This is a genomic window from Acinetobacter sp. SK-43, from assembly GCF_015351505.1.
GTDB lineage: Bacteria > Pseudomonadota > Gammaproteobacteria > Pseudomonadales > Moraxellaceae > Acinetobacter > Acinetobacter junii.
Genome location: NZ_JADKPY010000081.1, coordinates 36,701 through 48,603, shown reverse-complemented (window position 1 = coordinate 48,603; position 11,903 = coordinate 36,701). Strand labels below are relative to the sequence as shown.

Below are 11,903 nucleotides of genomic sequence, written 5' to 3'. Positions count from 1 at the left end.
TTCATTTGTGGTTTGTTGCGGTTGGTGACTAGCCAAATAACTTAATAATCGATGTTGAATCCAGTTCTTTAGTGCATCCCCTTGCTGAAATGGCAGATAAAGTGTGTTGTTTTCTTCTATCGTTGATGAATCGTGATGTCCTTTAGATACTTTTAAGCAGGGTAATTGTTTTTCTTTAATAATTCGTTGGATACCTTCAGTATCAAAAAAATTTTCATTTATTAGTAGCAAGTCTATATTTGGATCGGCGATGTTTATCCAATTAATGCCAAATTCATTCGGTATTGTTTTTCTAAGTTCTATTTTTAATTCGTCTGAAACTTTTAAACTTATACCTGAAATTGCGATATTAATGCAATGTCCATTCATAGTATCACTTTAATGTTTTATAAAAAATTGGACTGCACAAAATTAGTCATAATTAATGACTAATAATAGACCTCTCATATATTTTTATATATTAATGAAATATAAAAATATACAAGAAGTCTAGTATATAATGTAACTAGATAATACTAATTAAGCAAAATCTAATTCTTTTTCAAACGTTTTAAGTTCGTGACGAGCCATAGCAAGGTTTGACTTGCTGCGGTCTAAAACAAGATAAAGGAACAAATTGCCATTGCTTTCTAGAGGACGAATAAGGTGATAAGCCTTACCTAAAGTAATCAAAATATCTTCGATATCATCGTTAAGTTTCAATGAGTTAGCTACACGACGCTTTGCGCGGATTACTTCTGTATTACCAGCTGCTGCTAGTTCTAAATCAATTGATCCCCCACCTTGAGTTGCTAGTGCTAAACCGCTTTCTGTATCTACTAACGCTGCTGCAACGAACCCATCAATATTTGTTAAGCTTTCTAGTGAAATTTTAGCCATGATATTATCTCTACTAATACATCTTGTTTATGAGTTTATATTCCCTACTTTTGTTTTAGATTATTCTTCAAAAGCAGTTAATATCATTATAGGAATCTATATAACTAAATCAATTGGGCTTTAAAATAATTTAATTCACAAGATGGCTGTAAATTGACAATTTTTGTCAAGCTATCAAAATAAAATAATAATTGAGGATTATATTTTAATTTTATTGTGAGTTGTTTCACATAAATAAATGTATTTAAGTAAGTTTTTTGATTGTAAATAAATGTAAATAGAATATTAGTTAGACAAGCTTAAAGATTTTTTAAGAAAAATAAGTATGCTTATAAAGTATTGATTCGGCAGGTAATAAATACCTGCTGAATCTTTCTGACGTGTTTAGTTGATCATTAATTGGCTGTATGAACAATACATAAATAGCAAAATGACCAATGCAACAAATGGTGAAACAATGTACGCCCATTTTGGCGAGTCAATCATGTTTGTTTCATTTTCTTCAGTAATGTCATTATGATGCGGTTGTGCTTGATTTACCATTTGATTGAACTCCTGCATGGTTGCTTCTAATGAAATATCTGTTTGCTCAACTGGTTTTGAGCCAATTAACTCATTTAATTGAGCACTTGACCAAACCCAATCATCTGCCTGGCCAGAAAGATGTTCGATTTGTCCTAATAACAATTCTGACATCCCAATTTGACCAAAATGACCTGTTTGATCGAGTTGATTTAATTCATTGAGTTGAAGAACAAGAATCTCTGAAATACTTGTTTCTAAGTCATTGGGAGCTAGTGCTGACTGATTATGTTGTGAGGTCGTAAGGTGCCTAGCAATTTCTTGTATATACAAAGGATCCGCAGTTTGGATTTCTTGATATAGTTTCTTAGCGTTTTGCTTCCAGAGACTGATTAGGCGAGCAAGTGCAAGAGCATTGATCTCCTGAATGAAGACAGCCTTTTCTTTTACCGAATACTGATTTAAGAGTTGAGGTTTTTGAATTTTTATTTGTTCAGCAAAATATTGGACTAGGTCAAACGCCATATTCGATTTCCTTTTATTTTAATCTAAAATTCTAAGGGACGGTTTTTTCTTACTTGGTTCAGCAACTTCTATTGATGGAGCTGTTTCAGCAATATTGTTTGTTTCTACAGCATCATATTCGCTTGGGTCAAAGAATAACCCCTGACCATTTTCTCTCGCATAGATGCCCAAGACAGCTTGAATGGGAACGTAAATGTCTTTTGCTACACCACCAAAACGCGCTGAGAAAGTAATTGCCTCATTACTCATATGTAATTGATGAATAGCATGTGGCGCCAAATTCAAAACAATTTGGCCATCTTTCACAAATTGTAAGGGTACTTCGGTATGTGGTTGGGTTGCGTCTACGAGTAGATATGGTGTGAGTTGGTTATCACAGATCCATTCATAAATTGCGCGTGCAAGATAGGGGCGTGTAGGGCTGAAATTCAATTGCTCTGACATAACTTATAAGCTTATTAAATCGTTGAAATTAACTCATTGTAGCTGTTTTTTTCTTGTGCTGTCATTGATTTGATAAATGCTGGTCTGTTGAAAACGCGGTGACAGTAAAGAAAAATAGGGCGGCAGTGCTGTTGGGGTAACTCAACCCCCATGTTTTTAAGTCGTAAAAAAATAGGGGCTAAGATACAGTCCAAAATCGAAAATGTTTCGGACATAAAAAAAGGGAAATGTTGAAATAAAGGAGTTAGCGAAATAAGCGTATCTCTTAGCTCTTTTTGTGCTTTTTGCTTAACTTCTAAATTTAATGTGTCTGCGTGCTTTAGCATGTGATCAGCAAGTTTGAACCAGTCTTGTTCGAAACGCCATATATATTGACGTTGTTCGGCTCTTGACATCGGTGCGTCAGCATACAGCTTATTTTGACGATATCGATCATCTAGATATTCTGAAATTACGGTAGCTGAAAATAGTTTTAGATTTTGTTCAATCAGCATGGGTAATTGATTGTAGGGATTAAGATCAGCGAGATCTTCATCTTCATGATCTGTGATAATTAGATGATATTTGATTTGCTTTTCAGCTAATAAGAAACGAATCCAATGTGAGCGGAAATCATCTGCATGACTATACAACGTAATGCCTTGAACAGGCGTATTTTCAACCGATGACATATCACAAAACTAATTATATAAACGTTTTAGCATACTAAAAAAATCATACAAAAGCATCTTTGAATTCTTTTGTTTAATCTAAAATAAAAAACCTCGGAAAAATCCGAGGTTTTTGTCCAATTCGTAAAACGATTAACGTTTAGAGAATTGAGGACGTTTACGAGCTTTACGTAAACCAAGTTTCTTACGTTCAACTTCACGAGCATCACGAGTAACGAAGCCAGCTTGACGAAGAGCAGGTTTTAAAGTTTCGTCAGCAGCGATCAATGCACGAGTAATACCGTGACGGATAGCGCCAGCTTGACCACCAATACCACCACCTTTAACAGTGATGTAAAGGTCATATTTTTCAGTTACTTCTAAAAGCTCTAAAGGCTGACGCACAACCATACGAGCAGTTTCACGACCGAAATATTGCTCTAAAGTACGATTGTTGATTACGAGTTTACCTGTACCAGCTGATAAGAAAACACGTGCAGTTGCGGTCTTACGGCGACCTGTACCATAGTTTGTAGCCATGTGCTGTATCCCTTAGATGTCCAAAACTTGTGGCTGTTGAGCTGTGTGAGGATGCTCAGCACCAGCATACACTTTCATTTTCTTGATCATAGCATAACCAAGAGGACCTTTTGGCAACATACCTTTTACAGCGCGTTGGAAAATTTCTTCTGGTTTGTGAGCAACTAACTTTTCGAAGTTAGTTTCACGGATACCACCAGGGAAACCAGTGTGGCGATAATATTTTTTATCTAGAGACTTGTTACCAGTTACTTGAACTTGTTCAGCATTGATAACAACGATGTAATCACCAGTGTCAACGTGAGGAGTATAAGAAGTTTTGTGCTTACCGCGTAAACGACGAGCGATTTCAGTCGCAAGGCGACCTAAAGTTTTGCCAGAAGCATCAACAACGTACCAGTCGTGTTGAACTTCAGCTGGCTTAGCGCTGAGAGTTTTCATTAACCACTACCTATTATAGTTGGTTTGAGCAAGGAATCGCCCAAACAAAAGGAGACCGAATTCTACATGAATTAATTGATCATCACAACAATAATCCTTTGGAAATGTCATATTTTGTGAATATTCGACCAGTTTTGTAATGTTCTTAAAATTAAGTGTCAGAAACGAATTTTAGCTTGTTAGGGACTCAAAACTACCCTATTATTTTTATACCAAATATTTAAAAAATAGAAGTACTTATATGTTTTTTGGGGGAATTTGATGGACTCGTCGTTTTTTTTAAAAATTGCCATAGCTGTCTTGCTTTTACAGTTAAGCATAACCCAAACACATGCTCGGAAGCTCTATAAATGGGTGGATAAAAATAGTATTACAAATTATTCAGAATTTCAGCCGAAGGAAGGATCGACACGCAAACTTGAGGTTTTGGAAAGCCGTGGTAACGAACATGTTGATCCGATGATGGCTGTCACAGCTGAAATGAAACCTATCGAAATTCCAGTTGATCCGATGAATCTTCAAGGAACATCGAGTTCAGCTGCTGCAACTCAAACAGTGAAACCTTCGACTCAAACTGTTGTGAAACAAGGAGTGCTTGCTGCTCAGCCTTATACAACTCCAATGAGCAGCACAGTTGTATCAAATGTAATTCAGAAGAAAGAATCACAGACTGAGCTTGTTCAACAAACTAGCGATAAAAAAGAAACTCCGATTAATCCTGTGGCTGATAAAGCTGCAAGTACTGTAGTTGTGACTGAGAAAACTGCGAATACAACGATCACTATTGAGAAAAAGGAAAAGCCACAAGCAATCGTGGTTACTCAACCTGAGAAAAAAGATAAGCCTAAAATTAATCCATGGACGAGAACACCAACTTTCTCACCTTCTAACTTAGTGCCATCTAATTTGCCAAAAGTAAAAGTGCCTTAAATTTTGCTCAAATTATTTTTGATATTTCACTGAGTACCAAAAATAAAGCAAATGCACTCAATCAAAATTTAATAGCGGTATATAATAGTTAGAATTGAAATCAAGTTAGGTCTGTAAGATGCTGCCGTTATATGTCACGTCAGGTGAGCCAGCTGGCATCGGTCCTGATATTTGTCTTAATTTGGCAAATAGAGAAGATCTGCGTCCCGTTGTCGTTTTAGCTGATATAGATATGTTGAAACAGCGGATAGAACAACTCGGGCTTGAGGTTGAATTAGTTCTATACTCAGGCCAGACTGAACCGAGTTTGAATGGTCAATTATACGTCGAGCATATTGCTCTTGCTAAACCTGTCATTTTAGGCTGTTTAGATGCCGAGAATGCATCTTATGTATTAGAACAACTGCATCGTTCAGCTGATTATGCCTTGTCTGGAAAAAGCGTAGGTGTTGCGACAGCTCCTGTGCAAAAGTCGATTATCAATAATGCAGGAATTGTCTTTAGTGGACATACTGAATATTACCAAGAGTTTGCTCACGTTGATCGTGTTGTGATGATGTTAGCAACTAAAACTTTACGTGTAGCATTGGCGACAACGCATTTACCATTACGTGATGTTCCAGACGCCATTACTCAAGAGCGATTGCATCAAGTCATTGATATTTTGATTCATGATTTAAAAACAAAATTTAAAATTAACCAACCACGTATTTTGGTATGTGGGTTGAATCCTCATGCAGGTGAAGATGGTTATTTAGGACGTGAAGAGATTGATGTGATCAATCCTGTTTTGGAAGAGTATCGTGCTCGAGGTGTCAAAATGAGTCTGAGCTTACCAGCAGATACTTTATTTACCTCTGAAAATTTAAAAGATGCGGATGCAGTTTTAGCCATGTATCACGATCAAGGTTTACCTGTGCTAAAATCACAGGGCTTTGGTGAAGCAGTCAATATTACTTTAGGCTTGCCATTTATTCGAACTTCGGTTGATCATGGTACAGCACTTTCTCTTGCTGGTACTGGGCAAGCAAAAGCGTCTAGCTTGCATGTCGCAGTTGATTTAGCACTTGATCTCGCTCGTGATTGATTAACGAGCCAATTATTCGCATTGGAATTATTATGTATCAAATTAATGCCCTAAACCCTAAAGATGAAGGGCATCAGGCTCGAAAACGTTTTGGTCAAAACTTTTTACATGATCAACGTGTGATTGCCAAAATTGTACGCTCAGTGAATCCTCGTGCGGGCGATAATATAGTTGAAATTGGTCCAGGTTTAGCTGCTTTAACTTCTCCATTGATCGGTGAGTGCGATGCTTTAACCGTAGTCGAACTTGACCGAGATTTGGCAGCAGGTTTACCTGGTCGAGTACCACATCCTGAGCGACTCACTATTGTTGAAGCAGATGCTTTGAAATATGACTTTACCCAATTATTCCAAGAAGGGCGTCCGCTCCGCGTAGTAGGAAACTTGCCGTACAATATTTCAACGCCATTGCTTTTTCATCTCTTAGAGTTTGGCGATAAAGTCAAAGACATGCATTTTATGCTGCAGAAAGAAGTAGTGGATCGTATTACTGCCGAACCAAACACCAAAGAATATGGACGTTTATCTGTAATGATTCAGTATTACTGTAAACCAACGTTCTTATTTGAAGTGCCACCAGGTTCCTTTAACCCACCACCTAAAGTGACTTCAGCCGTGTTTCGTTTGGAGCCTTATGAGACGAAGCCAATTATTGCAAAAAATGAAAAAGCTTTGGCTCGCTTAGTTGGGCACGTCTTTACACAACGTCGTAAAACATTGCGTAATAGTTTGAAAGGTATGTTGGCTGAAGACGGCTTTGAAAAAGCTGGTGTAGATCCGATGGCTCGTCCTGAAACATTAAGTTTGGCTGACTTTGTGGCTTTATCTGACCAAATGGTGTCTTGATGTCTAAACGCTATAACTATGTGATTGGTGATGTGCAGGGTTGTTTTGAAGCATTAAAAGCACTTTTAAAAGAGATCCGTTTCGATCCTGATCAGGATTTTCTTTGGTTCGCTGGTGATTTGGTCGCGCGTGGTGAAAACTCGGTCGGTGTATTACGTTTCGTCAAAAAACTTGCTGATCGTGGTGCTGCTGCTACTGTATTAGGCAATCATGATCTGACCTTGATTGCCTGTGCACGTGGGTTTAAGAAAATCAAAGACAAAGATCGTACTCAAGATGTAATTGATGCAATTGATGGTGATGAACTCATCGATTGGTTGCGTAAACAGCCATTAAGTTTGTCGCCAAATGACACTACGCTTATTACCCATGCTGGGATTCCCCATATTTGGTCAGCTGAAAAAACTGTGGAGCTTGCTCAAGAGGTGCAACACGCTGTCGGACATGAAGATCTGTGCGTTTTGGATGCTTTTCTGCGGGAAATGTATGGAGAGCAACCTGATTTGTGGACTGATGAATTATCGGGTGCTGAGCGTTTACGATGTATTACCAATTATCTGACTCGTATGCGTTTAACGGATATTGATGGACGTTTAGAGTTTAAATTTAAAGATGCTTTAGATGCTCCAATGCCTGAAGGGTTTAAGCCTTGGTTTGAATATGAAAGTTTGGCTGCGAAAACACACCATATCATTTTTGGGCATTGGGCAGCTTTACAGGGAAAAACAATTAATGCCAACATTCAGAATGTAGATGGTGGTTGTGTGTGGGGGCAGCAGTTGCTTGCATATCGTTTAGAAGATCAGAAGATCTTTGCGATAGATAATCCAATACAATAGTTTTTCTATGTTTTATAAAATGCCCAGTATTTCTCCGATATTGGGCATTTGTTGTTATGGCTTGTCAAAAAACTGTCACATCCTGATCATTAAAGTGTCAAAAAATATTTATAAGCTTTAAAGCATGAAAATAATGACACAAATGGATGGCGATATGCAAAGTACATACGCGACATCTCTTTTAGAGCAAGAACAGTTTCCTGAAAGTTTTAAGTTTTACTTTAAAAGGAAGCAACTTAAAAACAAACAAGATGAATTGTCTGAACTTCGAGATTTAGTTCGCCCACGTTTAAGAATCGCAATCGTTACTGAAACTTGGCCACCAGAAATTAATGGTGTCGCGATCTCGATGATGCAATTGTGTCAAGGATTACAAAGATTAGGGCATAAAATTTTATTGGTACGCCCGATCCAAAAAGAAGTATGTACAGAATTTCACCCTGATCAAGAGTGCTTAGTGCTGTCACAACCTGTACCTAAATACCCAAGTGTTCAGTTCGGTTGGCCACAATATCTTAAAGTTTCCAAAGCTTTTGAAAATTTCGCGCCAGATGTTGTGCATATCGTGACAGAGGGGCCATTAGGTTTAACAGCCTTACAAGCTGCGAAAAGTAAAAAAATTGCAGTCTCAAGTGGATTTCATTCAGCTTTCCATGATTTTAGTCGTTTTTTTGATTTGGCTTTTTTAGTCAAACCCATCCAGCGATATCTAACATGGTTTCATAACAGTACTGACGTAACCTGTGTCCCTAGCCAATTTACTGAACAAGCATTACGTGGTTTTGGTGTGACATGTCCGTTGGTCGTGGTTGGTCGTGGAGTGGATGTAGAAAAATTTTCGCCCAAGCATCGCTCTCAAAAACTACGTCAAAGTTGGGGGGCTGATACAGATACTCGCGTGATGCTATATGTGGGTCGTTTATCTCCAGAAAAAGAAGTAGATGTTCTCATTAATAGCTTTCATGCATTACAAGCTCATCAAGGTCACAATATTAAGTTTGTGATCGTTGGAGATGGTCCTGATCGTGTCCGTCTAACAAAATTAGCAAACTCAAAAGATATTATTTTTACTGGCAATTTGAGTGGACATGATCTTGCTGCAGCTTACGCAAGTGCGGACGTTTTTACCTTTGCAAGTCAGGCGGATACCTTTGGTAATGTAGTTTTAGAAGCGATAGCAAGTGGTCTAGCCGTTGTTGCTTATGATTATGTTTGTGCTCATCAGCACGTCAAACATGGTCAGACTGGGTGGCTAACACCTTTGGGTAACACAACTGAATTTGTTGAATTAATCTGTAATTTACCTGCGATAACGCAATTGAGAGCAATGGGGCAACTGGCGAGTGAAAGCGTTCAGTCGAATAGCTGGCAGTATCCCGTACAACAATTAGAACAAGCACTGTATCAGGTCGCAAAGGAGTCTCCCATGACCGTGACCTAAGCAATTCTCATTAAGAGGAGAAAAAATATGAAATTTGAAAATGCAAAAATAAAAATGCTCGATCTCGATTTAAAAGGCTGTGTTTACCTTAACCATCTATCACAGTCACAACGTATTGCACTATTTTTTAAAACGATTAGTCGTTTGGGAGATGGACCATTTTGGTATGTCATGTTGTTGTCTGTTTGGACAATACAGGGTTTGGCATACGGTCTGAATATACTCTATCTCGTTGTGATGGGCTCTATAGGGACACTCATTTATAAATTCTTGAAAAATAAAACGACCCGTCCTCGACCTTATCAAGTGCATCAGGTGATTGTACTAGGTGAGCGACCTTTAGATCATTTTAGCTTTCCTTCGGGGCACACTTTGCACGCAGTGATGGTGACAATCACATTAGGTTATATACAACCACTTTTACTCATTCTGATGTTGCCGTTTACCATACTGGTCGCTTTATCTCGTATGGTGCTTGGTCTGCATTATCCGAGTGATGTGATTGTTGGTGCGATCATTGGTGCATCGGTAGCTAGCACCATTATCTTACTCGCGCCAAGTTTTAACGTGATTTTGTGATGTTTTTGATGGTCATCACTATCTCTTAAAACACATCATTTGTTAAAGTACGTTCAATAATCACATTCTATTAGGTTAACTCATGGGTTTACGTTGGACAGATACGATTGATATTGCGATTGAACTTACTGAAGCACATCCAGATGTGGATCCACAATGGATTCGTTTTACTGATTTACATGCATGGGTTTGCGCATTACCAGACTTTAGTGATGATCCAAATAAGTCGACAGAAGGTTTGCTTGAAGCCATTCAAATGGCTTGGTTAGACGAAGTTCGTTAAAAATTTATCAGAAATCTCAGAACTTTTAGATATTCAAGCTGATTATTAACGATTACATCGGTATAATGCGGCAAATTTTTTTAGTTTACACATAATAGGAGTCAATCATGGCGATTGAACGTACTTTATCTATCGTAAAACCAGATGCAGTTTCTAAAAACCACATCGGTGACATTTTTGCTCGTTTCGAAAAAGCGGGTTTGAAAATCGTTGCGACTAAAATGAAAAACCTTTCTCAAGCTGATGCTGAAGGCTTTTATGCAGAGCACAAAGAACGTGGTTTCTTTGGTGATTTAGTTGCTTTCATGACTTCTGGTCCAGTTGTTGTATCAGTTCTTGAAGGTGAAAATGCAGTTCTTGCTCACCGCGAAATCTTAGGTGCTACAAACCCTAAAGAAGCTGCTCCAGGTACGATTCGTGCTGACTTCGCTGTAAGCATTGATGAAAATGCTGCTCACGGTTCTGACTCAGTAGCTTCTGCTGAGCGTGAAATCGCTTACTTCTTTGCTGATAACGAGATTTGCCCACGCACTCGTTAATCCAAAGTATTCAAGCCAGATAAGTGGTATACTACTTATCTGGTTTTTTGTTTTTTATAGATTGAATTGTGTGGATAATGCACAATATTTTCTAGTGCTGATATCGTTTAGGTAAATATACATGAGTTCTGCAGTGGTCGTTTCATCAGAAAATTTGGATGAAAAACAACAGTCTGTTTCTACATCTGTCGTCCAAGCTGCCGATAAAAAAGTAAATTTACTTGGCATGTCACGTACAGAATTAGAGACCTTTTTTGAAGAATTAGGTGAAAAGAAGTTTCGCGCTGGTCAAGTGATGAAATGGATTCATCAATATTTTGTTACTGATTTTGCTGAGATGACCAATATCTCCGGCAAACTTCGCGAAAAATTAGAAAAAATTTGTGAAATCAAAGCTCCTGAAGTTGTACACCGTAATTATTCTAAAGATGGCACTCGTAAATGGGTTTTCCGTGTAGGAGATGGTGAGGGGTCTTTAGTTGAGACTGTACTTATTCCAGCAGAAGACAAAACGGGTGCGCGTAAAACACTTTGTATTTCATCTCAAGTTGGATGTGCGCTTGATTGTTCATTCTGTTCAACGGGTAAACAAGGTTTCCAACGTGACTTAACACCTGCTGAAATTATTGGTCAGCTTTGGATGGCAAATTATTCTTATATGGAAGATGTGCCTGTTGCTGAGCGCGAAAGAACTGTAACTAATGTCGTAATGATGGGTATGGGTGAACCATTACTCAATTATGATGCGGTGTTGAGTTCTATGCAGTTAATGCTAGATGATTTCGCTTATGGTATGTCTAAACGCCGTGTAACTTTATCGACCTCTGGGGTTGTACCGAAGATTGACCAACTCGCACAAGATATTGATGTTGCTTTGGCAATTTCTTTACATGCGCCAAATGATGAGTTGCGTAATGAGTTAGTACCAATTAATAAAAAATACCCATTGGCACAGTTAATTGCTGCTTGTCAGCGCTATTTAGCCAAAGATGGTAATGAAAGCGCACGTCGTCATGTCACGATTGAATATGTCATGCTTGAAGGTGTCAATGATCAGCCTGAGCATGCTCAACAATTATTAAAATTATTAAAAAATCTACCAAGTAAAATCAACCTGATTCCATTTAATCCATTTCCGCATGCACCATATGGTCGTTCAAGCAGAAATCGTATTATTGCATTCCAAAAAACTTTGTCTGATGCAGGATTTGTGTGTACGATTCGTCAGACACGTGGTGATGATATTGATGCAGCATGTGGTCAATTAGTTGGGCAAGTTGCAGACCGAACTCGCCGTGCAGAACAATGGAAAAAGAAAGTGGCGCAAAGACAAGAAATATTGCGCACACAAGGATAATC

15 protein-coding genes and 1 pseudogene are annotated in these 11,903 nt (G+C 38.2%); 9 read left to right on the top strand and 7 right to left on the bottom strand.

The window, feature by feature from the left end; genetic code table 11:
* The 7 genes and pseudogenes from IRT38_RS16025 to rplM form a co-directional block, all read right to left on the bottom strand.
* Window positions 1–369 (bottom strand): annotated as a pseudogene (locus IRT38_RS16025) (hypothetical protein); the annotation flags it as partial.
* Between the two features lie 150 nt (window positions 370–519).
* Window positions 520–879, bottom strand: coding sequence for a hypothetical protein (locus IRT38_RS16020; RefSeq protein WP_004802620.1), 360 nt, complete (start codon window positions 877–879; stop codon window positions 520–522).
* Window positions 880–1,263: 384 nt separating this feature from the next.
* Entirely contained in the window at window positions 1,264–1,926 is a 663-nt protein-coding gene (locus IRT38_RS16015; RefSeq protein ID WP_039047063.1) for a hypothetical protein, read from the bottom strand.
* Window positions 1,927–1,944: 18 nt separating this feature from the next.
* Window positions 1,945–2,370 carry a ClpXP protease specificity-enhancing factor gene (locus IRT38_RS16010; RefSeq protein ID WP_194598238.1) on the bottom strand — a complete coding sequence of 142 codons (426 nt, stop codon included), beginning with the start codon at window positions 2,368–2,370 and terminating at the stop codon, window positions 1,945–1,947.
* A gap of 14 nt (window positions 2,371–2,384) precedes the next feature.
* Window positions 2,385–3,041 carry a glutathione S-transferase N-terminal domain-containing protein gene (locus tag IRT38_RS16005; protein WP_194598237.1) on the bottom strand — a complete coding sequence of 219 codons (657 nt, stop codon included), beginning with the start codon at window positions 3,039–3,041 and terminating at the stop codon, window positions 2,385–2,387.
* 132 nt (window positions 3,042–3,173) lie between these two features.
* Window positions 3,174–3,560: a 30S ribosomal protein S9 gene (gene rpsI / locus IRT38_RS16000; RefSeq protein WP_004909015.1), complete on the bottom strand. Its 387-nt coding sequence runs from the start codon at window positions 3,558–3,560 to the stop codon at window positions 3,174–3,176.
* Between the two features lie 12 nt (window positions 3,561–3,572).
* Entirely contained in the window at window positions 3,573–4,001 is a 429-nt protein-coding gene (gene rplM / locus IRT38_RS15995) for a 50S ribosomal protein L13 (protein WP_004909012.1), read from the bottom strand.
* 261 nt (window positions 4,002–4,262) lie between these two features.
* On the opposite strand from rplM, the gene IRT38_RS15990 reads away from it, so the two are divergent.
* The 9 genes from IRT38_RS15990 (at window position 4,263) to rlmN (ending at window position 11,901) form a co-directional block, all read left to right on the top strand.
* A complete protein-coding gene (locus IRT38_RS15990; RefSeq protein WP_194598236.1) occupies window positions 4,263–4,931 on the top strand; it encodes a hypothetical protein in 669 nt (222 codons plus the stop codon).
* Between the two features lie 118 nt (window positions 4,932–5,049).
* A complete protein-coding gene (gene pdxA / locus IRT38_RS15985; RefSeq protein ID WP_194598235.1) occupies window positions 5,050–6,018 on the top strand; it encodes a 4-hydroxythreonine-4-phosphate dehydrogenase PdxA in 969 nt (322 codons plus the stop codon).
* Between the two features lie 32 nt (window positions 6,019–6,050).
* Window positions 6,051–6,863, top strand: coding sequence for a 16S rRNA (adenine(1518)-N(6)/adenine(1519)-N(6))-dimethyltransferase RsmA (gene rsmA / locus IRT38_RS15980; RefSeq protein ID WP_004950303.1), 813 nt, complete (start codon window positions 6,051–6,053; stop codon window positions 6,861–6,863).
* Window positions 6,863–7,702 carry a symmetrical bis(5'-nucleosyl)-tetraphosphatase gene (locus IRT38_RS15975; RefSeq protein ID WP_004909002.1) on the top strand — a complete coding sequence of 280 codons (840 nt, stop codon included), beginning with the start codon at window positions 6,863–6,865 and terminating at the stop codon, window positions 7,700–7,702. The genes rsmA and IRT38_RS15975 overlap by 1 nt, the downstream gene beginning before the upstream one ends.
* A 124-nt stretch (window positions 7,703–7,826) precedes the next feature.
* Entirely contained in the window at window positions 7,827–9,143 is a 1,317-nt protein-coding gene (locus tag IRT38_RS15970; RefSeq protein ID WP_194598234.1) for a glycosyltransferase family 4 protein, read from the top strand.
* A 27-nt stretch (window positions 9,144–9,170) separates the two neighbouring features.
* Window positions 9,171–9,722, top strand: a complete 552-nt coding sequence (locus tag IRT38_RS15965; protein WP_194598233.1) for a phosphatase PAP2 family protein — start codon at window positions 9,171–9,173, stop codon at window positions 9,720–9,722.
* A gap of 82 nt (window positions 9,723–9,804) precedes the next feature.
* Window positions 9,805–10,005, top strand: coding sequence for a Fe-S cluster assembly protein IscX (iscX, locus tag IRT38_RS15960; RefSeq protein ID WP_004652532.1), 201 nt, complete (start codon window positions 9,805–9,807; stop codon window positions 10,003–10,005).
* Window positions 10,006–10,112: 107 nt separating this feature from the next.
* Complete coding sequence (ndk, locus tag IRT38_RS15955) at window positions 10,113–10,544, top strand: nucleoside-diphosphate kinase (RefSeq protein ID WP_194598232.1); 432 nt, start codon at window positions 10,113–10,115, stop codon at window positions 10,542–10,544.
* Window positions 10,545–10,665: 121 nt separating this feature from the next.
* Window positions 10,666–11,901 carry a 23S rRNA (adenine(2503)-C(2))-methyltransferase RlmN gene (gene rlmN / locus IRT38_RS15950; RefSeq protein WP_042891255.1) on the top strand — a complete coding sequence of 412 codons (1,236 nt, stop codon included), beginning with the start codon at window positions 10,666–10,668 and terminating at the stop codon, window positions 11,899–11,901.
* The last annotated feature ends 2 nt before the right edge of the window (window positions 11,902–11,903 follow it).